Annotated in this window: 25 protein-coding genes and 1 pseudogene; 16 read left to right on the top strand and 10 right to left on the bottom strand. The window is 48.8% G+C overall.

What is annotated here, in order from left to right; all coding sequences use genetic code 11:
• The first annotated feature begins 83 nt into the window (after positions 1 to 83).
• The 7 genes from ABOC97_RS11400 to arsC all read left to right on the top strand — a co-directional run bounded on the left by ABOC97_RS11400 (position 84) and on the right by arsC (position 7,503).
• Positions 84 to 1,232 carry an SIR2 family protein gene (locus tag ABOC97_RS11400; protein WP_000460992.1) on the top strand — a complete coding sequence of 383 codons (1,149 nt, stop codon included), beginning with the start codon at positions 84 to 86 and terminating at the stop codon, positions 1,230 to 1,232.
• The gene (locus tag ABOC97_RS11395) at positions 1,229 to 3,004 is read left to right on the top strand and encodes an ATP-binding protein (protein WP_000022894.1); all 1,776 of its coding nucleotides are present in this window, start codon (positions 1,229 to 1,231) and stop codon (positions 3,002 to 3,004) included. The genes ABOC97_RS11400 and ABOC97_RS11395 overlap by 4 nt, the downstream gene beginning before the upstream one ends.
• Positions 3,005 to 3,196: 192 nt before the next feature.
• The gene (arsR, locus tag ABOC97_RS11390; protein ID WP_270154255.1) at positions 3,197 to 3,550 is read left to right on the top strand and encodes an As(III)-sensing metalloregulatory transcriptional repressor ArsR; all 354 of its coding nucleotides are present in this window, start codon (positions 3,197 to 3,199) and stop codon (positions 3,548 to 3,550) included.
• A 47-nt stretch (positions 3,551 to 3,597) separates the two neighbouring features.
• Positions 3,598 to 3,960, top strand: coding sequence for an arsenite efflux transporter metallochaperone ArsD (arsD, locus tag ABOC97_RS11385; RefSeq protein WP_000855179.1), 363 nt, complete (start codon positions 3,598 to 3,600; stop codon positions 3,958 to 3,960).
• 17 nt (positions 3,961 to 3,977) lie between these two features.
• On the top strand, positions 3,978 to 5,729 hold the full coding sequence (arsA, locus tag ABOC97_RS11380; RefSeq protein ID WP_016538087.1) for an arsenite efflux transporter ATPase subunit ArsA: 1,752 nt from the start codon (positions 3,978 to 3,980) through the stop codon (positions 5,727 to 5,729).
• A 46-nt stretch (positions 5,730 to 5,775) separates the two neighbouring features.
• Positions 5,776 to 7,065, top strand: a complete 1,290-nt coding sequence (gene arsB, locus ABOC97_RS11375) for an arsenite efflux transporter membrane subunit ArsB (RefSeq protein ID WP_016538086.1) — start codon at positions 5,776 to 5,778, stop codon at positions 7,063 to 7,065.
• Between the two features lie 12 nt (positions 7,066 to 7,077).
• Positions 7,078 to 7,503, top strand: coding sequence for a glutaredoxin-dependent arsenate reductase (gene arsC / locus ABOC97_RS11370; protein ID WP_000065761.1), 426 nt, complete (start codon positions 7,078 to 7,080; stop codon positions 7,501 to 7,503).
• A 30-nt stretch (positions 7,504 to 7,533) separates the two neighbouring features.
• Here the strand turns inward: arsC and arsA (ABOC97_RS11365) are convergent, their stop codons facing one another.
• The 8 genes from arsA (ABOC97_RS11365) to ABOC97_RS11330 form a co-directional block, all read right to left on the bottom strand.
• Entirely contained in the window at positions 7,534 to 9,291 is a 1,758-nt protein-coding gene (gene arsA / locus ABOC97_RS11365) for an arsenical pump-driving ATPase (protein ID WP_001057013.1), read from the bottom strand.
• A gap of 20 nt (positions 9,292 to 9,311) precedes the next feature.
• Positions 9,312 to 9,674 carry an arsenic metallochaperone ArsD family protein gene (locus ABOC97_RS11360; protein ID WP_000034287.1) on the bottom strand — a complete coding sequence of 121 codons (363 nt, stop codon included), beginning with the start codon at positions 9,672 to 9,674 and terminating at the stop codon, positions 9,312 to 9,314.
• A 75-nt stretch (positions 9,675 to 9,749) separates the two neighbouring features.
• Entirely contained in the window at positions 9,750 to 10,295 is a 546-nt protein-coding gene (locus ABOC97_RS11355) for a sigma-70 family RNA polymerase sigma factor (RefSeq protein ID WP_001286343.1), read from the bottom strand.
• A gap of 8 nt (positions 10,296 to 10,303) precedes the next feature.
• Positions 10,304 to 11,017, bottom strand: a complete 714-nt coding sequence (arsH, locus tag ABOC97_RS11350; RefSeq protein ID WP_000145398.1) for an arsenical resistance protein ArsH — start codon at positions 11,015 to 11,017, stop codon at positions 10,304 to 10,306.
• Between the two features lies 1 nt (position 11,018).
• On the bottom strand, positions 11,019 to 11,342 hold the full coding sequence (locus ABOC97_RS11345; RefSeq protein WP_000423544.1) for an ArsR/SmtB family transcription factor: 324 nt from the start codon (positions 11,340 to 11,342) through the stop codon (positions 11,019 to 11,021).
• A gap of 185 nt (positions 11,343 to 11,527) precedes the next feature.
• Entirely contained in the window at positions 11,528 to 12,103 is a 576-nt protein-coding gene (locus ABOC97_RS11340; RefSeq protein WP_000665320.1) for a hypothetical protein, read from the bottom strand.
• A gap of 102 nt (positions 12,104 to 12,205) precedes the next feature.
• Complete coding sequence (locus tag ABOC97_RS11335; RefSeq protein ID WP_000985661.1) at positions 12,206 to 12,412, bottom strand: helix-turn-helix transcriptional regulator; 207 nt, start codon at positions 12,410 to 12,412, stop codon at positions 12,206 to 12,208.
• Positions 12,413 to 12,515: 103 nt separating this feature from the next.
• Complete coding sequence (locus ABOC97_RS11330) at positions 12,516 to 13,097, bottom strand: YagK/YfjJ domain-containing protein (protein ID WP_000347296.1); 582 nt, start codon at positions 13,095 to 13,097, stop codon at positions 12,516 to 12,518.
• A gap of 378 nt (positions 13,098 to 13,475) precedes the next feature.
• Between ABOC97_RS11330 and ABOC97_RS11325 the strand changes: the two genes are divergently transcribed.
• Positions 13,476 to 14,273 carry a hypothetical protein gene (locus ABOC97_RS11325; protein WP_000003883.1) on the top strand — a complete coding sequence of 266 codons (798 nt, stop codon included), beginning with the start codon at positions 13,476 to 13,478 and terminating at the stop codon, positions 14,271 to 14,273.
• 232 nt (positions 14,274 to 14,505) lie between these two features.
• On the opposite strand, the pseudogene ABOC97_RS11320 reads toward ABOC97_RS11325, so the two are convergent.
• Together ABOC97_RS11320 and ABOC97_RS11315 are read right to left on the bottom strand one after the other, a co-directional pair.
• A pseudogene (locus ABOC97_RS11320) lies at positions 14,506 to 14,748 on the bottom strand (cytochrome b/b6 domain-containing protein); the annotation flags it as partial.
• A complete protein-coding gene (locus ABOC97_RS11315) occupies positions 14,720 to 14,872 on the bottom strand; it encodes a hypothetical protein (protein WP_156123960.1) in 153 nt (50 codons plus the stop codon). The gene ABOC97_RS11315 and the pseudogene ABOC97_RS11320, both read right to left, overlap by 29 nt.
• A 514-nt stretch (positions 14,873 to 15,386) precedes the next feature.
• Between ABOC97_RS11315 and ABOC97_RS11310 the strand changes: the two genes are divergently transcribed.
• The 8 genes from ABOC97_RS11310 to ABOC97_RS11275 all read left to right on the top strand — a co-directional run bounded on the left by ABOC97_RS11310 (position 15,387) and on the right by ABOC97_RS11275 (position 21,565).
• The gene (locus tag ABOC97_RS11310; RefSeq protein WP_001515348.1) at positions 15,387 to 15,959 is read left to right on the top strand and encodes a cytochrome b/b6 domain-containing protein; all 573 of its coding nucleotides are present in this window, start codon (positions 15,387 to 15,389) and stop codon (positions 15,957 to 15,959) included.
• A gap of 199 nt (positions 15,960 to 16,158) precedes the next feature.
• The gene (locus tag ABOC97_RS11305) at positions 16,159 to 17,082 is read left to right on the top strand and encodes a cation diffusion facilitator family transporter (protein WP_000167917.1); all 924 of its coding nucleotides are present in this window, start codon (positions 16,159 to 16,161) and stop codon (positions 17,080 to 17,082) included.
• Between the two features lie 263 nt (positions 17,083 to 17,345).
• Positions 17,346 to 18,209, top strand: coding sequence for a GTPase family protein (locus ABOC97_RS11300; protein WP_001071225.1), 864 nt, complete (start codon positions 17,346 to 17,348; stop codon positions 18,207 to 18,209).
• 94 nt (positions 18,210 to 18,303) lie between these two features.
• Positions 18,304 to 19,128, top strand: a complete 825-nt coding sequence (locus ABOC97_RS11295) for a DUF932 domain-containing protein (RefSeq protein ID WP_000197385.1) — start codon at positions 18,304 to 18,306, stop codon at positions 19,126 to 19,128.
• A 208-nt stretch (positions 19,129 to 19,336) separates the two neighbouring features.
• Positions 19,337 to 20,047 (top strand): hypothetical protein, encoded by a 711-nt coding sequence (locus ABOC97_RS11290; protein ID WP_024198336.1) that lies wholly within the window; start codon positions 19,337 to 19,339, stop codon positions 20,045 to 20,047.
• 25 nt (positions 20,048 to 20,072) lie between these two features.
• On the top strand, positions 20,073 to 20,609 hold the full coding sequence (locus tag ABOC97_RS11285) for a DUF4339 domain-containing protein (RefSeq protein WP_000219797.1): 537 nt from the start codon (positions 20,073 to 20,075) through the stop codon (positions 20,607 to 20,609).
• Between the two features lie 41 nt (positions 20,610 to 20,650).
• Positions 20,651 to 21,088: a hypothetical protein gene (locus ABOC97_RS11280; protein ID WP_024198335.1), complete on the top strand. Its 438-nt coding sequence runs from the start codon at positions 20,651 to 20,653 to the stop codon at positions 21,086 to 21,088.
• Between the two features lie 66 nt (positions 21,089 to 21,154).
• A complete protein-coding gene (locus ABOC97_RS11275) occupies positions 21,155 to 21,565 on the top strand; it encodes a hypothetical protein (protein ID WP_000912997.1) in 411 nt (136 codons plus the stop codon).
• Positions 21,566 to 21,569 lie beyond the last annotated feature (4 nt).

Genomic DNA, 21,569 nt, shown 5'->3' with positions numbered 1-21,569 from the left:
CTACAAATTTTTTGCCTAAGTCAAAACTTGGTCTGCCTATACACTGATGCTATTTTAGACAAAACTAAATAAGGGAGGTAAGTATGTTTGAGGCGATCCAGCCATTGGATATATACAATAAGAACATCAACATACTGATTGGCTCAGGCGCTTCAGCAGACTTGTTCCCGACGCTGTCCCTAGCCATCAAGAATGCAGAGGGACGGCGAGAAACGATCGAAACGCTCGCCACACAGTTTGAAAACTCGCCAGAGAAGCGAACCGCGTTATTCATGCACTACTACAACACATGTATTTTTCCAGTGCAGACATTCAATCCAAGTTTCGTTACAACGAATAAAGGAAAAGAAAATCTCAAGAATTATGAGATTTTTTTAACAACCCTTTTGGGGTTGTTGGATAGAAGGAAAGACCTCAACCGCAAAATCAATATTTTTACCACAAACTATGATGGATGCCTGTCCCATACAGCTGACAGCCTTCTCATGAAGGGATCACATGATTTTGTGGTGAATGATGGTACCTCCGGATTTCACACAAAGCATCTTCATTCCAAAAACTTCAGTACGTTTCAATGTCAAACTGGAGTATTTGAACGAAGCAACTATGGCATCCCGCAGCTAAACATTATCCATCTTCACGGTTCGGTTTACTGGTCAAAAAGCGGTGATAAGATTGAAGTCAATTACCGCAATGATTTTAGTAACCTTTTGACAGAAGAGACACTCGGAAATTTAAATGGATATTCCGAATTTCTTGGTGTCGATGGCAACAGAACTGAAGGCATTCCATCCTTGGCATTCAGTCAAGACCAGATAGATATTTTCTGGGGGGAGTACAATAAGCTACCTATTGTCAACCCCACTAAGTGGAAGTTTTACGAAACTGTCTTCGAAGAACACTACTACCAGATGCTCAGGCTATTAAGCTATGAGCTTGAAAAACCAAATTCTATACTCATAACATTTGGCTTTTCGTTTGCTGATGAACACATTCTCAGACTTATCCAACGCTCCCTCTCCAACCCACAACTTCATACTTTTATTTGTTGTTATAGCAACAATAGTGCAAATAGCATGCGGGAAGAATTCAAATCTTGGAAAAACGTCCAAGTAATTGGGCCCGCTGAAGATATGAATATGGACTTCACCAATTTCAATAAATATGTTTTCTCACTCACGCCAGACACTTATGAACCTCCATTAAAAGCTGAAGAGGAGGATCTGATATGAGTATCATCGTAGGTGAGGTTATTGCAGTGAGTGGAGTGCGTATCTCCCTTCGAATTTTTGAAGACTCCAATCATGAGACTATTTTCTACGGAGGAGTTAAGTACAGAGGTATTTCACTTCGGGAGCACGTATCTATTCAGCGAGGCTTTATAGATATTGTCTGTCTTGTTGAAGGTGAATTTTTGGATGAGAAAAGGCTAGAGACTGATGCCGAGAAGGTCCAATATGTACGAAAAGTGGATGTTCGCCCCATTGGTTATATAGTAGATGATAAGTTTTTTGAAGGTGTGAAGTACATGCCGATGATCCGAGACAAGGCATCTCTACTCAGCGAACTTATGGTAGGGAAAATTTATGGGGCGGACGGTAAAACAGGTTTTTCTATTGGCTCTATGCTCAAGGAGAATGTACCCATCAACCTCCCATGGATGCGATTATTCAACAGCCATTTGGGCATATTTGGTAACACCGGGAGTGGTAAATCTAATACGCTAGCTAAACTTTATACTACACTTTTTAATGAGCGGCTCCAAGCATTACAGCACAAGAGCCAGTTCGTTATCATAGATTTTAATGGTGAATACACGGAAGATCAGCTACTACCAGCTAAGAATAAGCAAATCACAGTGCTGGACTCTAAAAAAGCAAAGCACAAATTCAAGATTGAAGGCGCTCATTTTTGGGATGTCGAAACCCTAAGCCTCTTGTTTCAGGCAACTACGAACACACAACAGCCATTTCTGCGTCGCGTTCTATCTGGTAAGGAAAAATTTAAAACTACGCCACTCAAAAGGTATGTAGAAAAGGTTTTTGAAAAAGTTTTTAGTACAGGTGAAGCGAAATCAGATGCTTTGGATTTGAGCCGTGAAATTGCACGCATGATTGACTGCGAATTGCTTCAAGAACATTTAAAAGGAATTATTTATTACAATAAAGATAAGTATTTTAAGCATGCCAGCGGCACGTACTATAATTCAAATGGCAATGGATTTGACGCGAATATCAAACCCATTATTGATGAGAGTGTTAATTTAGATGGAATTGATCAATTCGACGAACTAATATTGCGGTGCTACCTCCAACTCTGTTCAGATGTTGTATTTGGCTATGCCCAATACGAACACATTCAACCGGTGCTAGCTAGGGCCAAATCATCTATATCGGCTCTGCGTAATGTTCTTGAAATCGTTGATGTGCCACAACCTCCGCATCTCTTACATGTCATCTCTTTAAAGAAATGCAAGAATGAGATAAAAAAGATCTTGCCACTGCTTGTAGCCAAAAATTTCTACACAAATCATAAAGATGCAGAGAATCTTAAAAGCCCTCCAAGCCGGACTCTGCACCTTATCATTGATGAGGCACACAATATTTTGTCAGAGCAGTCCACCCGTGAGCATGAAATCTGGAAAGACTACCGGCTTGAACTCTTTGAAGAAATAATTAAGGAGGGACGCAAGTATGGCGTATACCTCACACTATCTAGTCAGCGGCCTGCAGATATTTCACCTACTATTGTTTCCCAGATTCACAATTTCTTCATACACCGATTGGTTAACGATCGCGACCTTATGCTATTAGACAATACAATTAGCACGTTAGATTCCAGTTCTAAGGCTCTCATACCGACTCTAGCCAAGGGCTGCTGCGTAGTCACTGGAACCGCTTTTGATCTTCCAATGATATTGAAAATTGACCCGCTGCTGAAACAGCATCGACCCAGCAGCGACGATGTGAACCTTGAAGAACTTTGGGCGCTACCTCCAGCTTAATATTAACTCTAACAGAATGTGCCCTGTGGATGTCTTCAGGGCTTCCTAGTATAAGAGGTTACTCTAGATTATCTCGCTGTCCATACTAGACGTAGAGAGAAGCTTTGCTTCTTTCATATATGGAAATTCAAATATATTTTTTGACATTGCACTGTTATAGAGAGAAACTGCGAGATAATAGCAGGAGGGCTTATGCCACAATTATCAGCATTACCACTCTTCAAAAACCTCTCCGATGAAACCCGTTTGGGCATCGTGTTGCTGCTCAGAGAGATGGGAGAGCTGTGCGTGTGCGATCTCTGTACAGCGCTGGATCAGTCGCAGCCCAAGATCTCCCGCCATCTGGCAATGCTCCGGGAAAGCGGTCTATTGCTGGATCGCAAGCAGGGGAAATGGGTTCATTATCGCTTATCCCCGCATATTCCATTCTGGGCTGCTCAGGTGATTGAGCAGGCCTGGTTAAGCCAACAGGACGATGTACAGGCCATCGCCCGTAAGCTGGCATCGGCAAACTGCTCTGGTAGCGGTAAGGCTGTTTGCATCTAAAAAATTTGCCTGAACATATATGTTTTTCCAAATGTGAGGTATTCAGAATGAAGACGTTAACGGTGTTTGACCCGGCAATGTGCTGCAGTACCGGCGTATGTGGCTCAGATGTCGATCAGGTTCTGGTTGATTTTTCTGCTGATGTGCAGTGGCTGAAAGGACGTGGTGTACAGGTTGAACGTTACAACCTGGCGCAGCAGCCCATGAGCTTTGTTCAGAATGAGAAAGCGAAAGCATTCCTCGAAGCATCTGGAGCAGAAGGTCTTCCGTTACTGCTATTGGACGGTGAAACGGTGATGGCAGGGCGATACCCAAAACGCGCTGAGCTGGCTCGCTGGTTCGGTATTCCGCTGGAGAAGGTAGGGTTAGCTCCCACCAGCTGCTGTGGTGGTAATACTTCCTGTTGCTGAATATGTCAGGAGGACATATGAAATTCTTACAGAATATCCCGCCTTACCTGTTTTTTACCGGCAAGGGTGGTGTAGGAAAAACTTCTATTTCCTGCGCGACGGCTATCCGCCTTGCTGAACAGGGTAAGCGGGTTTTGCTGGTCAGTACTGACCCAGCCTCCAATGTCGGTCAGGTGTTCGATCAGGCTATCGGTAATACCATTCGCCCTGTGGCAGCAGTTCCTGGACTTTCCGCTCTGGAAATCGACCCGCAGGAAGCCGCCAAACAATACCGCTCCAGAATCGTTGATCCTATCAAAGGTCTTTTGCCTGATGACGTTGTTAACAGTATCAGCGAGCAGCTTTCAGGAGCCTGTACCACTGAGATTGCGGCGTTTGATGAGTTCACCGGCTTATTGACAGACGCTTCCCTGCTGACCCGCTTCGATCACATCATTTTTGATACAGCGCCGACGGGCCACACGATTCGCCTTCTCCAGCTTCCCGGTGCCTGGAGTAGCTTCATTGAAAGTAACCCGGATGGTGCTTCCTGTCTTGGCCCAATGGCCGGGCTGGAAAAGCAGCGTGAGCAGTATGCTCATGCGGTAGAGGCGTTATCCGATCCTGAACGTACCCGCCTGGTTCTGGTTGCGCGACTGCAAAAATCTACGCTGCAGGAAGTCGCCCGCACCCATGAAGAACTCGCCGCAATTGGCCTGAAAAACCAATACCTGGTGATTAATGGTGTGCTGCCTAAAGCCGAAGCTGAACATGACGCCCTGGCCGCTGCGATATGGCAACGTGAGCAGGAGGCACTGGCAAATCTTCCTGCCGGTTTATCTGGGCTACCGACAGATACCCTATTACTACAGCCAGTCAATATGGTTGGTGTTTCAGCATTGAAGGGACTTCTGGATACCGGTTCTGAGGCATTACCGCTCCCGGTAACGAACATCCAGTACACGCCTGAAAACTTATCGCTCTCTGGCCTGGTTGATGATATCGCTCGCAGTGAACACGGTCTGATTATGCTGATGGGTAAAGGCGGTGTGGGTAAAACCACAATGGCTGCGGCTATCGCCGTCAGTTTGGCAGATAAGGGTTTTGATGTGCATCTCACTACCTCAGATCCTGCTGCACACCTGAGTACAACGTTGAATGGCAGCCACAAAAATCTGCAGGTCAGCCGAATCAACCCTCACGATGAAACTGAACGCTATCGTCAGCATGTTCTTGAGACGAAAGGCAGGGATCTGGATGAGGCAGGGAAACGGCTGCTCGAAGAGGATTTACGTTCTCCTTGCACGGAAGAGATTGCGGTGTTCCAGGCGTTCTCACGCGTAATCCGTGAAGCAGGCAAACGGTTTGTGGTCATGGATACGGCACCTACCGGGCATACGCTATTACTGCTTGATGCGACCGGGGCTTACCACCGAGAGATTGCCAAAAAAATGGGGAGTAAAGGTCATTTTACTACCCCAATGATGCAGCTTCAGGACCCGGAACGCACCAAAGTCCTGCTGGTCACTCTGCCTGAAACCACACCGGTACTGGAAGCGGCAAACCTGCAGTCCGATCTTGAGCGTGCGGGGATTCATCCGTGGGGCTGGATTATCAATAACAGCCTTTCCATTGCGGATACGAGTTCTCCGTTGCTTTGCCAGCGCGCCCAGCAGGAACAGCCTCAGATTGAGGCTGTTAAGAATCAGCACGCTAACCGTATAGCGCTCGTTCCGGTACTGGCTTCTGAGCCAGCCGGTATTGAAAAACTCAGAGAGTTGGCGAGTTAATTTTTTGTTTTTACAGGGCGGTAGAACCGCCCTGTCAGGAGGATGTATGTTACTGGCAGGCGCTATTTTTGTCCTGACCATTGTTTTGGTTATCTGGCAACCGAAGGGATTAGGGATCGGCTGGAGTGCAATGCTAGGCGCAGGACTGGCTTTGATATCTGGCGTTGTGCATGTAAGCGATATTCCGGTGGTGTGGAATATCGTCTGGAACGCGACAGCGACCTTTATTGCGGTGATTATCATCAGCCTGCTGCTCGATGAATCCGGCTTTTTCGAATGGGCGGCATTGCATGTTTCACGCTGGGGTAACGGTCGTGGCCGTTTGCTCTTTACGTATATCGTCCTGCTAGGTGCAGCGGTGGCGGCATTGTTTGCCAACGATGGTGCGGCATTGATTCTTACTCCAATTGTCATCGCCATGCTGCTTGCATTAGGTTTCAGTAAAGGTACTACGCTGGCATTTGTCATGGCCGCCGGGTTTATTGCCGATACGGCCAGTCTGCCGCTTATCGTGTCCAACCTGGTTAACATCGTTTCTGCAGACTTCTTTGGGCTGGGCTTCACTGAGTATGCGTCGGTAATGGTGCCGGTGGATATTGCCGCTATTATCGCCACGCTGGTGATGCTGCATCTGTTCTTCCGCAAAGATATTCCGCCGACTTACGACCTGGCTCTCCTGAAAGCACCTGCAAAAGCTATTAAAGATCTGGCAACCTTCAGAACCGGATGGATAGTGTTGATCCTTCTTCTGGTTGGCTTTTTTGTCCTTGAGCCGGTGGGTATCCCGGTCAGCGCGATTGCTGCTGTAGGAGCTGTCATTCTGTTTGCGGTGGCGAAACGAGGCCATGCCATTAACACTGGCAAAGTGCTTCGCGGTGCGCCATGGCAGATTGTCATCTTCTCATTGGGGATGTACCTGGTGGTCTACGGTCTGCGCAACGCTGGGCTAACCGAATACCTTTCAGGTGTGCTGAACGTACTGGCGGATAAAGGACTCTGGGTTGCGACGCTTGGTACTGGCTTCCTGACGGCTTTCCTGTCTTCCATCATGAACAACATGCCTACCGTGCTGGTTGGCGCTCTCTCTATTGATGGCAGCACTGCAACAGGCGTTATCAAAGAAGCGATGATCTACGCCAACGTGATTGGCTGCGATCTGGGCCCGAAAATTACACCTATTGGTAGCCTGGCAACGCTGCTCTGGCTGCATGTCCTTTCACAGAAGAATATGACCATCACCTGGGGATACTATTTCCGCACCGGGATCGTCATGACTCTGCCTGTGCTGTTTGTAACGCTGGCAGCGCTGGCGCTACGTCTCTCTTTCACTTTGTAATGAGATACTGATATGAGCAACATCACTATTTATCACAACCCGGCCTGCGGCACGTCGCGTAACACGCTGGAGATGATCCGCAACAGCGGTAATGAGCCGACTGTTATTCTTTACCTTGAGACCCCACCTTCACGCGATGAGCTGGTCAAACTCATTGCAGATATGGGCATTTCCGTCCGGGCTTTGCTGCGTAAGAACGTCGAACCGTATGAGGAACTGGGTCTTGCAGATGATAAATTTACTGACGACCAGCTAATCGATTTTATGTTGCAACATCCGATCCTGATTAACCGTCCGATTGTAGTGACGCCACTGGGAACTAAACTTTGCCGTCCTTCTGAAGTCGTTCTGGATATCCTGCCAGAATCTCAGAAAGGGGCTTTCACCAAAGAAGATGGTGAAAAAGTCGTTAATGATGCAGGTAAAAGACTGAAATAAAAATGAAGGGGGCATTTGCCCCCTTCATGGTTACTTAGCCATTTCTTTCAGTAGGTCAATACCTACCGGCTCTTCGCTCTGTAACGCAGTTAATGCAATACGCTTTGCATACTGCTCTTCCACATCAGAGATGAGAGGCAACTCGCGGTTCGCCCTGGTCTTCAGGAAAGGTGAAGACGGTTCAGCTGCCGCCAGGCTGTTATTCACAACCCATGCCCATGGCTCGATGCCAGCGCGACGTAAATCCTGCTGTAGGTTCGCCGCTTCAAGTACCGGTGTCGTTTCGGCAAGCGTCACGATAATAACCTTTGTCTTCTCCGGGTCCTGCAATTGCATCATTGGCGTCATCACATGGTCATGTGTTTGCCCCATCTGACGCACCATTTCCCGGTGATAGGCTCCTGTTGCATCCAGTAGCAGAAGTGTGTGACCTGTTGGCGCGGTGTCCATAATAACAAAATGATCGTCTGCCTCTTTGATGATCCGCGAGAATGCCTGAAACACGGCGATCTCTTCAGTACATGGCGAGCGGAGATCTTCCTCCAGCACTGCTAGTCCCTCAGCGTCTAATCCTTTGCCCTGATTTTCCAGCACAAAGCGGCGATAGCGCTCTGTCTCCACCTTCGGATCGATACGGCTGACCTGAAGGTTTGGCAGCGAGCCATCCAGCGTATAAGACAGATGTGCTGCCGGATCGGACGTCGTCAGATGGACTTTATGACCGCGTTTTGCCAGCGATACCGCGATCGAAGCTGCAACAGTCGTTTTGCCCACGCCACCTTTACCCATTGCCATTACCAGACCTTTACCTGTCAGGCTGAGTTCATCTACCAGTGAGGCAAGTTTCGGTAAATCCAAAGTATTCAGCGTGGTAGCAGGGAGCGGCAGCGAGGCTTTGTTCTCCGTAAATAACTGACGCAGCGCTTCCAGACCGACCAGATTAAATGGCTTCAGATACAGCTGCGAGCGGGGAAGGTTCGCCAGGTTCTCTGGCATTGCCTGTAATGCTTTTTCTTCTCGAGCCAGAATACTTTGCGCCAGTGGATCATTTTCACCCGCAAACGGCGGCAGCACGCCATTAATGGCAAGGTGTTGATGCTGCAAACCGATAGCAGAAAGCTCATCGTGCGTATGAGAGACTTCTTTCAGTGTTGAAGCTTGGGCTCGGGCAACCAGAACCAAGCGCGTGAGAGCTGCATCAGACAGCGCCTTAACCGCGTCTGAGTACTGGTGCTGTTGTTTCTCCAGCCCCACCAGCGGCCCGAGGTTAGCGGCGGCATCAGGGTTCGCTTCGAGATAACCGCTCCAGGCCCCCGGCAACTCAAGCATACGGATGGTATGACCGGTTGGCGCAGTATCAAATACGATATGGTCATACTTTTCCCGCAACTCATGGTTGGTAAGAAGACCAGTAAACTCATCAAATGCCGCGATTTCCGTAGTGCATGAACCGGAGAGCTGTTCTTCAATGCTGCTGACCACATCGGCTGGCATCAGCCCGCGAACCGGGTCGAGTACTCGGTCACGATATGCCTGTGCTGCAGCCATCGGATCAACTTCCATCGCGGCAAGATTTTCTACGGTACTGATATCTGTGATTCGGTGGCCGATAGTCTGGCTAAAGACTTGGCCGACATTGGAAGCCGGATCGGTACTCACCAGAAGCGTTCTCTTACCCTGATCGGCCAGCCATACCGCAGTAGCACAGGCCAGGGATGTTTTACCCACGCCACCTTTGCCAGTGAAGAAGATGAACGGGGGAATGTCTTTTAAAAATGGCATATTCATCAGTGATTGCTCCTCTGGAATTAAGGCATACGTGGAATGCTGCAGCAGCGTGGTTGCGTGCTGTCTTCACTCCAGTCCTGACTAAGCGGAATACCTGCCCAACGGGCGATATCTTCACGAGTCGGGAGTTTGCCTGCCATCACGAGTTTGCCGTCGAGCAAGGTGACAGGGAGAGACTCCATCCCTGATGTGTTCAGAAACTCTTTAATGACCGGCGAATTCAGGAACTGCTGCGGGTTCTTCGCAAGGCTGTAGCGCTGTATATCAACGTCATTCTTTTTCGCCCATTCGGCGCTGGCGTTCCATTTGACGGCTTCGTCACTGACTACAACGCTGCTGGTTGCACAGCAGCCTGCTGCTTCAAAGATCTCAATTTTTGACATGGACTGTTTACCTCAGTGTTTAGTCATTTGGCTTTACACTGAGGTAAACGAAGGTGGTGGGGAAAAGATGCGCGATTAATTCATTTTTTTGTGGCAGCAGACGGAAGACGTGTCATCCGCCTCAATCTGACAAAGTTCTGTCATCGTCTCTTTCAGGTGTTTTCTGGCCCGAAGTAGTCGGGATTTAAACGCCGTAAGCGTGATTCCCAGTTCATCGGCCAGGGACTGCTGGGGACGCCGGTTAAGGTCGGATTCTTCAATCAACCACCGCTCATCTTCAGGTAATGCCTGCAATGTTTCAGGCAGGCAAATATCCAGCGTTGAGATTGCATCAGGGGATGCATCAGTGAATGGGGCATCATCTTCCAGCTCAACGAATTCCCTGGTGGTGCGGTACTCATCAATCAGCAGATTCCTCGCCGCCCGATACAGCCAGGCTCGCGGATTCTCCATTTCGCAGAAACTGTCTGAATGAGCGCGGGCACGCAGGAATAGCTCTTGCAGAAGGTCTGCTGCTTTTTCGCTATCACCTGTCTTAGATGTCAGAAAGCGAGAGAGTTCGGCTTCATGTTGCCGCCAGAACACGCTCATGCAGTTGTTGAATGCCGTTACATCACTCATACCAGCCCTCAAATTTTGCTCTGATTAACCCGCCGTGAAAGTTCTTCTGCAGACTCTTTTCGTTCGCTGTAGCGATCAACGAGATAGGCTGAGTTACCTCGGGTCAGCAGAGTAAATTTCACCAGTTCTTCCATCACATCCACGATCCGGTCGTAATAAGACGACGGTTTCATTCGTCCATCTTCATCAAATTCCTGCCAGGCTTTTGCCACAGAGGACTGATTCGGGATGGTGATCATCCGCATCCAGCGGCCAAGAATGCGCATCTGGTTTACGGCATTGAAAGACTGAGAGCCACCGCAGACCTGCATAACGGCCAGAGTCTTACCCTGCGAAGGGCGAACAGCGCCTTCTGATAACGGTATCCAATCAATCTGGGCTTTCATGATGCCGGTCATCGCACCATGGCGTTCAGGGGAACACCACACCATCCCTTCGGACCAACGAACCAGCTCGCGCAGTTCCATGACTTTAGGATGCGAGTCAGGCGCATCATCAGGAAGAGGCAAGCCAGAAGGATTGAAGATCCGCACTTCTGCGCCCATGGCGGTCAGTAACCTTGCCGCTTCTTCCGTTGCCAGTCGGCTGTAGGAACGTTCGCGCACAGAGCCGTACAACATGAGGATACGTGGAGGATGGGGAACGGCAGGAACACCGAATCTTGCCTCTGTGATTGAGGTGTCGAACAAACCCGAATCAACATTCTTAAGATCACCTGTCATTTTACTTCTCCGTCTTCTGGGGCAGGGGGAGGCAGTCGTTAGTCCCTGAGCAGCATTCTTCTGTCAGGAAGGCAATCAGAGCCTCAAGGTTTTCATATCGAGCGTGGCAAAAAAGCGTTCTGCCCTGACGTTCCTGGCGTACCAAAGAAACTGATATCAACGAGGAAAGATGATGGCTCAACGTAGACGCTGGGATTTCGAGCCGCTTCTGCAGTTCGCCAACCGGTAGCCCTTCATGCCCGGCTTTAACCAGCTCTCTGTATACGCTTAGGCGCGTAGGATGACCCAGCTCTTTCAGGGTTTCTGCTGCTTTCGAAAGCTCCATTTATATCTCATTTCTATATTTCCGGAATTATAGAATAATATCGTATCTTCCAATAAATACCAATAGTGAATGGGCCTTGCCCCTGAACATTTTGGATAAAGGGGGAGCATCATTGAGAAAAAGTGGGGAGTAGCTCTGCTCTTTTTCCCAGGAGTAAAACGGTTAGGCACAGATCGGAACTGATATTAGTGGCCGGTAAATAGCAGATATTCATCCATCATTTGCGTGAGGGATATGTTTTCCTCCTGCCGTCCAACCAGCCACAAGCCTAGATCTTCAGGTGCCTTACGTTTCAGGTTATCCAACCAGTCTTCCAGCGTCGCACCCATCATCAAATCGTACCAACATAGCCAGACCAGTTTGTGGCGATGCTCCGGTGAACTGAATTGGTGTAACAGGCTAATCAGCCTATTTGCCAGTGGGCGTTGTTTGAGGCGGATACATTCACTCAGTAATATCCCTTCCAACATTGGGTGGTGCAGTAAAGTTTTTTGCCTTGTCTCAAGGCTGATTTGCATATCAGTCAATACCGACACTGGCTCTGGATGCTGACTTCCGTAAATCAGTCGGTAAAGGCACTGTGGTACCACTGCAGTCATCTGCCCTGCGCCGGGAAAGTACAGACTGCCCACCATCAGATGGTGGCTGGCCTGAATATTGGGATGACACATGCCATTTATGATGGCCAGTTTTGTGAACCCGTTTAGCCAACGTTGATAGCTGACCAGCAAACTGTTATATCGCGTCTTTGTCTCTTTCATGGTGGATTATCCCTGGATACTGAATGACAGGCAGCCGCAAACCTCCGCTATGAGAGGATAAAGAGTTTGCCTGTCAGGAAAGTGATATGTAAGGAGAGGTATTTAGCTGCGTGATTCGTGGATTCTCGCCTGTAGCCAGGCTTCCACTTCACTCTGTAGCCATCGTGAACTTCGCCCCAGTTTGATGGGTTTTGGAAATATGCCATCTTTGATGAGTCGGTAAATCCACTTATCACTGACCCCCAGCAGGCGGGTGATGAAAGTCATATCAACGAACTGATCTTCAAGCAGGGAAGGTTTAATTGCCATGGTGAGATTCTCCGGTAGCTAAGTAAGTACCGGAGTCGTGTGATGAATCACTGTACCCTTCTCCGGCATAACAACCGGAACTGACGTAAAAAAGTGCGTCGTTTTATCGAAGCCCTCGCGGTCTGCCCAGTCCACTCGCGGGTGGTACCTCGTTGGCCCCGTAGTAAGTCTGCCCGTATTTTGATTTCTCCTTGGCGAGATAGCTGATGATGTAGCGCAGGTTGTCGATGGCTGCAGCATCATCGTAATTGACGGGGCGGGTGATATCGGCTTCGTAGCACTTCTTGGGATCACAGCGATTGTGGTACCCCTCACCCTGTGTAATCTTCTGCCAGGCAGCCCCCGCCTGTTCAGCCACCGGAAAGGTGGCCTGGTTATGGTGACCATCAAGATACATCACGATATGGGCATGGCATTTGTGTCGGGAAGTACACTCCAGTACCCAGAAGTGGCCCACGATGTTGCTCTCTAACATCAGATGTTCTGTTAACTGGCGTACCTCCCTTTCTGTCTCGTACCATCCGTGATGGTTATAACGCCATGTGTCATTCTGATAGAACACATCGAGTCTGAGGGGCTGAAGGCGGGAGTAACGTTCCAGTAGCTGATCAAGATGGTGGTTCAGTAACGACAACAGGAACCAGTTCATTGTGTATTTGCGATTCCAGGGCCAGGGAAAGTCCATGATTTAATCCTCTGTAGTGTGTGTACAAAGGAAGGTGGTGATATGTAATTTTTATGCAGGAAAGTCACAGTATTTCTGTTTACTGAGCAGTACTGTGGGGACAGAAGATATACAGACGGGGTAAGCGGATCACTGGGGAAGGGGATATGAAGAGGAAGTTCTTAAAACATGAAGACCTTAATTATACTAAAAACCCAAATGTTCGCTCCTGGTATCCAGGCTGTCCTGACAGCATCATATTCAGTATTTTTACGTGAGAGCATGTTACTATGAATTGATAACTAAAGAGAAAGAGCAATAGAATAAACTTGTTGATAATAAAGGTGTTTAAGGTTAATTGTTATGCACTTTTTCTAAAATGCTTAATAGGTGATTGGCATGTCAGAACGAATCACTTTCAATGTAACCAATTCTGAGACTCTGCGTGTTGTGGATGAATACAGCAAAAAACAGAAGATCTCACGATCGCAGGTTATTTCCACATTGCTGGATGCCACCGTTCCGGTACTGAAAGATATTAATCGCTATTATCAGCTTGCGGACGAACTTAAGGCCCGGCTACTGTCTGGTGTCTACCAGCAGGATTTGCCTCGCCGAAGAAATGTTGTAGCTGCTGAAAAGTATTGTATGGAGATCTGGGAGAGTAAGCTTCAGGTTGGAAAAGGGTACGACTTTGACAGCGTCAATGGCAAGGTGCATGTTCGCGAACATAAGCGACACCTCCGTCGGGATAATGCAGTTGGCAGGGTCGAAAATCGACATATCAAAGAGTTCTGTCAGTCGCTCCTGGAAAGATCAGAACAGGATGCCCGCTATGCCTGTTTTATCTATACCGAAAGGATTATTTTTGCTGATGTTGAAACCTCTGGACACTCTTCATCCCCAATAAAACTGGCAGCAGGTGATGCTGTAATTTTGCTGGCAAAAGATGTGGTTTTTAACGAGTTTTTCTTTGATATAGGTAAGGCGCTTTTTATTAATGTGGTTGATCTTATGTCATACGGTACAAGTGGTATCCCGGAGACGACAGGAGACCCACGTGTTCATTGCTGGGTGCCAATTCTGTTTAGTGGGAAAAATGCCGTGATAGTACCTGTGTACCTGATTGACCCTGCTACGGCCCCGACGTTAAGAAAACCAGACAACATCACAGTGGTTTACCAGGACAAAAAGTAACGTTGATTCTTGTTCCTGCCATGCCATGCGTTTTCATCTATCCCGTGGCAACCTCAGACTCATCTAGGTTGAATTACCTTGTGCAGGTGAAAGTCAGCAATGTGATAAAGAATATACAGTACTGAGCTGCAGGCATTCTGTCTGACATGAACCAGGGCTACAGGGGATATAACGAAGCGTTGAGGGCAGCAATATTGCTGCCGGGAAGACGCTCCCCCGGCAGAAACACAAATTAAATCGGCTTGTTGTGATCAGGAAGCATTCTACATAGTGTGTTGTCCTTCTGGACATAGTGATGAAGCAACGCCGCTGCCGCATGGAAAGCAATGAAGAAATATCCGGCATTACCCAGTGTTTCGTGAATATTTTTCAGTACTGACTTCACCAAAGGGTCGGGCGTAGCAAAAGGAGAAATAGTGAGCCCCAGAAAAATCCAGCTCTTACCGTTAATAGCCATCAGAGCGACCTCCAGTAATTTTCTCCGAAATGAATGCTGCATAGCCATGATCTTCTGTCGGATTATCGCGCTTCAGCGGCCAGTCGATATCGTCATCCTGCCGGGCGATATAACCATCAAGTGCCCCGTATTCAGGTTGCATAGACCCGTTGAACTCACAGCACGAAGCGGTTAGAACTAACTGAGCTGAAGGTCCGTTGTGAGCGAGAAGCGGACATTGCAGACTGCCCAGTAGAAAAAGTGCTATCAGAATTATCTAAAGGAAGATCGTATTTACCATGTCTCATTCTAACTGTTTAATAAATTACAAAAATTAAAATTTCCATTTAATATCATCGCGTTAAGCAAGAGAATTAAACCTCTCATTTAATTTATGATTCTTATTTAATTCATGAGTTGGTGTAAAAATAGGTTGCCGCACTATAGAAAGACACATATTTAAACCCAGCAGGAAATCATATTTGAAAGTAATGTGTTTAAGGGGCTGCGTAACAAGAACAGCAAGTAAACACATAGTAATAACAGTTACCATTCCCATTTCGCAAGTGGCCATATCAGAGGTGAACTAATGCCTGCTGCAATTTTAAGAATTAAGGTTATCCTAATAATTCTTTTGTATGATTAAGATCATCGATAAATTTACTAAGGACTCATTAATGAAATTGCGACTCTGGAATCTATTACCCCATGATTACGCTCCTTTTTTTCGTATTCTTCACATCATTGTGGCATTTCTAATATTATCACAAATTATTAACTCTAATCTGACAGAGACCGAAGCAATTGGTGAACATAGTCTTGAAGGAGTTATAACCTGGATGCACATTATTTCAGGGTTAGGACTGATTATTTGTGGTTTTATTATGTTAAGTTGGATGCTTACTCAAAGAGGTTTTACTTATTATTTTTCATGGGTAGGGCTTGACTTTAGTGGTATTAAGCAAGATATAAAAACGTTGACTAGTTTCCGACTGCCCGATGCACATTCGGGAGGTATTGCCAGTACAATCCAAGGATTTGGAGTTCTAGCATTGCTAATTGTAGCACTTTCAGGTGGCCTATGGTTCTTGTTGAATACCATGCAGTCAAATCTGGCTGAAACAGTAATCCACTGGCATAAGTTCTTTACTACTTTCATTGAGGTCTATTTTTATGCACATGGTGCAATGGGAGTTTTGCATATTTTAATTGAAAAATATAAAAGCCGCTCAGTTAACCTAAGTGACTAATCTGTTGTGAGATAATATTACTTCAAGTTGAAGAAAACCCTAAAAATAAAATTTAGTTTACTAGAAGATGAAACAGCACTTGCAGAGACTTTTTAATTAAATTTAATAAAAACGAAAAAATATTCATGGCGAAATGATTGTTTAATTATCTATCATGGATAGAAATGTGAGTTAGTCGTCCTATTTTAGGAAGTTAATAATGACTAAAACAAAAGGGTTACCTCGTCCGCTGACGCACTACGCTTGGCTTTCCATTGCCACGGCTATTGCCACTATCGGACTCAAAGGTGTGGCGTGGAAAATGACCGGTTCGGTCGGTCTGCTATCTGATGCCATCGAATCCGTAGTTAACCTCGCAGGAGCCCTAATGGCGCTCTGGATGCTGACCTTGGCTGCGCTTCCGGCCGATGAGAACCATGCATATGGGCACGGCAAAGCCGAATATTTCTCGAGTGCTTTCGAAGGATTTCTGATCCTATTGGCGGCAGCCAGTATCGCCTATACCGCAGTTGAGCGGATGTTAACTCCACAGCCGCTTGAGGAGATTGGTCTCGGATTACTGGTTTCAACAGTCGCATCAATCCTTAATTTTGTGACGGCTCGCATTTTGTTAAGGGCTGGCAGGCAGCACAACTCTATCACTCTTGAGGCAGATGCTCATCACCTGCTGACCGATGTCTGGACGTCGGTCGGTGTCATTTTTGGTGTCGGACTGGTTTATCTGACCGGCTGGTTTTGGGTCGATCCGATCGTTGCATTGCTGGTCGCAGCCAACATCGTTTGGACTGGTTATCAGCTTATGAGTCGTTCAGCTGCAGGTCTGATGGACGTATCGCTACCCACGGAAGAACTCAAAAAAATCGAGTCACTGCTGGCAGGATATCGTGAACAGGGGCTTGATTTCCATGCACTACGTACACGCCAGGCTGGCGGGCGGGCGTTTATGACAATGCACATCCTAGTTCCTGGGCGATGGACTGTTCAATATGGGCACGACTGGGCCGAGCGTATAGAGAATGATATCCGCACCGCACTGCCTTTTATCCATATCACCACTCATGTGGAACCGTTGGAAGATCCCGCGTCAATGAACGACCAAACGCTCGACATTTCTGATCACTAAACTAACCACATGTCGCTGGTCGGGCAGGGTAACAAACCTCGCTCTACAAAAATTTCAGGTATTCTCTATAATTCTGAGGGTACTTGATGTGACCTGCGCCCAATTGTTGGGCACGCAATATTTTTAAAAAGTCCGCTTCTGGCACAGAACGGCCTATCAGCATTCTAAAAATATTCAGATATATATCATTCCCCTGAACATACCTCATTAAAGGCAGAACCTCACGGTCTTGCCTTTTTTGTTTTCATTTCAGAGGAGCAGTAATGAATCAATTTGAAGGTTTACAGTCACTGCAGCATTCGCTTTCTAACCTGCCGCACTGGGCATCAGAGCGTATTCTGCAGCAGATAAATCAGCTTACTGACTATGAGCCGGTGATTGGCATCATGGGTAAAACTGGCTCGGGCAAGAGCAGCTTATGTAATGCCCTGTTTACCGGTGAGATTTCACCGGTCAGCGATGTGACCGCCTGCACACGCGAACCCTTACGCTTTCGCCTGCAAGTGGGGAAGCGCTTTATGACGCTGGTGGATTTACCCGGCGTCGGGGAGTCTGAGCGCCGGGATACAGAGTATGCCACGCTGTACCGTAAACAGCTCCCCCAGCTGGATCTGGTTCTGTGGTTGATTAAGGGTGATGATCGGGCGCTGGCCGTAGATGAACATTTTTACCGGCAGGTGATTGGTGAAGCATACCGGCATAAGGTGTTGTTTGTTATCAGCCAGTCTGACAAGGTTGAACCCACCTGCGGTGGTGAAAAGCTGTCTACAGAGCAGAAACGAAATATCAGCCTCAAAATCTGTCTGCTGCATGAGTTGTTCCAACCTGTAAACCCTGTCTGTGCGGTGTCGATACGTTTGCAGTGGGGGCTGCGGATGATGGCTGAGCGGATGATTCGTTGCTTGCCACGGGAGGCCAGTAGTCAGGTGGCAGTACAACTCAGTGCGCCACTTCGTACCGATGCCGTTAATAAAAAAGCCCGTGACGATTTTGGTGAAACGGTCGGCTCGGTACTGGATACAGTAAGTTCCATGCCCCTGATACCGGCCCAGGTTCGGTCAGTCATCCAGTCTGTGCGCGACATCGTGGTATCAGTCGCCCGTGCAGTCTGGAATTTCTTCTTCTGAACATTAACCCTTCTAACCCGTAGTTTCCTGAGCCCTGCCGCGATTTTGCGGCGGGGCTTTTTGTATTTAATTTTCCATCATGAGGAGTCTGCTTATGACCCGTCTGGCTTCGCGCTTTGGCGCAGCAAACCTTATTCGTCGTGACCGTCCGTTAACCCAGGAAGAGCTGTTTCGTGTAGTGCCCAGTGTCTTCAGCGAGGAGAAGCATGCGTCTCGTAGCGCACGGTATACCTGGATACCAACCATTACCGTTCTTGAAAATCTGCAGTGTGAAGGCTTTCAGCCTTTCTTTGCCTGCCAGACCCGGGTGCGTGACCCAGGGCGTCGCGAGCATACAAAGCATATGTTACGTCTGCGCCGGGAGGGACAAATTACTGGCAAGCAAGTCCCAGAAATCATTCTGCTCAATTCTCATGACGGCACCAGCTCGTATCAGATGTTACCGGGATTATTCCGTGCGGTATGCCAGAACGGGCTTGTCTGCGGTGAATCGTTCGGCGAGGTGCGGGTACCGCACAAAGGAGATGTCGTGAGTCAGGTGATTGAGGGGGCGTATGAAGTGCTGGGTATTTTTGACCGTGTGGAAGAGAAGCGGGATGCCATGCAGTCGCTGATGCTGCCGCCACCTGCACAACAGGCTCTGGCACAGGCTGCACTGACGTACCGTTTTGGTGAGGACCACCAGCCGGTGACAGCACCTCAGATACTCTCCCCACGCCGCTGGCAGGATGAGAGCAATGACCTGTGGACCACATACCAGCGTATTCAGGAGAACCTGATTAAGGGCGGGCTCAGTGGCCGGAGTGCAAAAGGTGGGCGAACACATACCCGCGCCGTGCGTGGTATCGACGGCGATGTGAAGCTCAACCGGGCTCTCTGGGTGATGGCGGAAGCGATGCTGAGTGGGTTTCAGTCCTGAGCTTGTTATCAGCATGTTGGGAAAGGACACTCCCTGTCCGTTTTACCTCCATTGGATTGAGTGTTTTATCACCGTATTTCACGGTGCGCCGCGTTGGGCTTGCCTCCGGTGGCAGATAAAAAATAGTTCATTCCATGTCCATACCCTGTCCGCCCCCCTCTTTAGAATCATTTCATATTCAGTCAGTTAATTATTACGGAGATTTGAGATAACACAGGCAGAGCGCCGTCACGACCGACTGGCTGTCAGGCTGTCACTGATAATCAGCCGCCTGGTTGCCGGTGAGACGCTGAACATGGCCCGGCTGGCTGCAGAGTTTAGTGTGTCAGTCCGTACCCTGCGACGGGATTTTCGCGAACGGCTGATGTATCTGGACCTGGAGTATCGACGAGGGCAATGCCGCCTGCGCAGCACCAGTGGGGGCGTACAGGGTGAGCTGGATGCGCTGACCTTTGCTCACCGGTCCGGACTGGCCGATATCTTTCCGGGGCTGGACCGGCGTCTGGCGGGCATGCTGCTCACAGCAGGAGGGATGCCCTGTCTGGTGTGGCAACCGCCACAGACTATATCACCGGCCACCTCACTGGTGTTCTACCGTCTCGTCAGTGCTATTACCGCCTGCCAACGGGTACTGCTGCTGGCTGAGGGAGAGCGCTGTGACGGACTGGCCCCGTACCGCCTGATATCACTCGACGGCTGCTGGTACCTCACCGGTGAACTTAACGGGCATATCACCGTGCATCCACTGGCGACCATCCATGCGGTGACAGTCCTCAATACAACTTTCACCCCGCTAAAACGTCTCAGCCAGTTAACCACACAGGCGGGCTTTATCCGGGCCCTTCCGCACTTCAGCTGTATCCGTGAAGTCCTGTCTCCTGGGCCCTCAGAGGAGGAGCCGGGCAACACACTGATTTAATTACCTCTGTTAAGAAGGAAAAACAATGACCTGGCATTACGAGAAAAATGGCATACGCCACGACAATGTGACCGAAGACGACATCACCAGCCTGATTATGCGCGGTGAACTGACTGCATCCACTCTGGTGTGGCGACAGGGAATGGCAGAGTGGCAGCCGGTCTCCGCTACTCCGCTGGCTTCGACGCTGCTCCGGAGCACCACACCACCAGCGCTGCCGGGGAACCGCATTCCGGGTGGCGTTGTGTGGACGCTGGCATTTGCTCCCTTCATTGGCTACGCGCTGGAGTTGTGGACTGCAGGATTGAGCGGGATGTCATTTGACGAGGCATATGATGCCGTCTCGGGTGGGCAGTACTGGTTTATCACGCTGCTGCTCAATATTGCTCTGGGGTATCTCGATGAACGACGCCTGCGTAAGGCCGGAGTGGACACCACCACGTTCGGCAAACTGGCCTGGCTGGTGCCGTTCTATCTGTGGCGGCGGGCGAAAACTCTCGGTCAGAAACCGGCTTACTTCTGGGTATGGCTTTTGATGCTGGCCCTGACTGTCTGGGCCTGAATGACCGCTACCTGATTCTTTCTCTGTTTAGGACCAACGTAATGAAAACACTGATTAAAGTACTGGGTATTACCGGCAGCCTTCTGCTCTGTGTGGGCGCTCAGGCTCAGCCTTATAACCGGACCCTCCCTGCTGTAGTTAATGACAACAACGGGAACATTTTCTGGTGCGATGCGCATCGTCAGGTTACCGGAAAATGCGAAGCCATGTCTGTTGACCGCCTGGGCGGGATGGTCACGGTGCGTTCCGCACCCTTTAAAGACTGCGAAGGCGGCCTGTGGGGCTGGATAACTATCATGCGCAACGATGTGTCGAAAGGATTCACCATTACTCCGGACAAGAAATACGGACTCACCGTAAAAGACCTGTGCCGTCCGGGCACGGTAGTGACCTTTAAACCCAACCAGAAGAAGCCGGAATATGACGACCTGGTGGCACTTTACCAGGGCAAAGAGCTGTTTCGCTACCGGCGCTTCTGATAACACCCGATATCAACCTCTCTCATTTTGCCCGACAGCGGGCTGGATTAATTCAGGAAGAAGACCATGCTGAAAATAATGACCTCTGCTGTACCTGCCCTCATTCTGTCACTTGCCGCCTTCAGTGCCGGTGCCGCTCAGCTTCCGGCAAGTCTGATGGATAAAGACAATCCCGGCCAGGAGTACTGGTGCCAGGGAAACGACATCAATACGTCCATGTGCTCACTGACCGGTGTCAGCGACGACCATAAATTTGCCCTGATTCAGGACCTGCCGGGCCCAGCCTGTGAAGATTTAAGCTTCGGGATTATCGACCTGGTGCGCCAGACCGGCATCAATGTTCCTTACGATGGTGGTGACTGTAAGGGCGATGTGAAGGCCGGTTTTGTACGCAGCGCGGAAGATAATGCCCTGTATGTGAAGATTGTTCGGGGCAGCAAAACCCTGCGGCTGTATAAGGTACAAACCGGTTACTGACAAT

The organism is Kluyvera huaxiensis (assembly GCF_040149365.1).
Classification (GTDB): Bacteria; Pseudomonadota; Gammaproteobacteria; order Enterobacterales; family Enterobacteriaceae; genus Kluyvera; species Kluyvera intermedia_A.
This window is presented reverse-complemented; position numbering and strand designations above follow the sequence as displayed.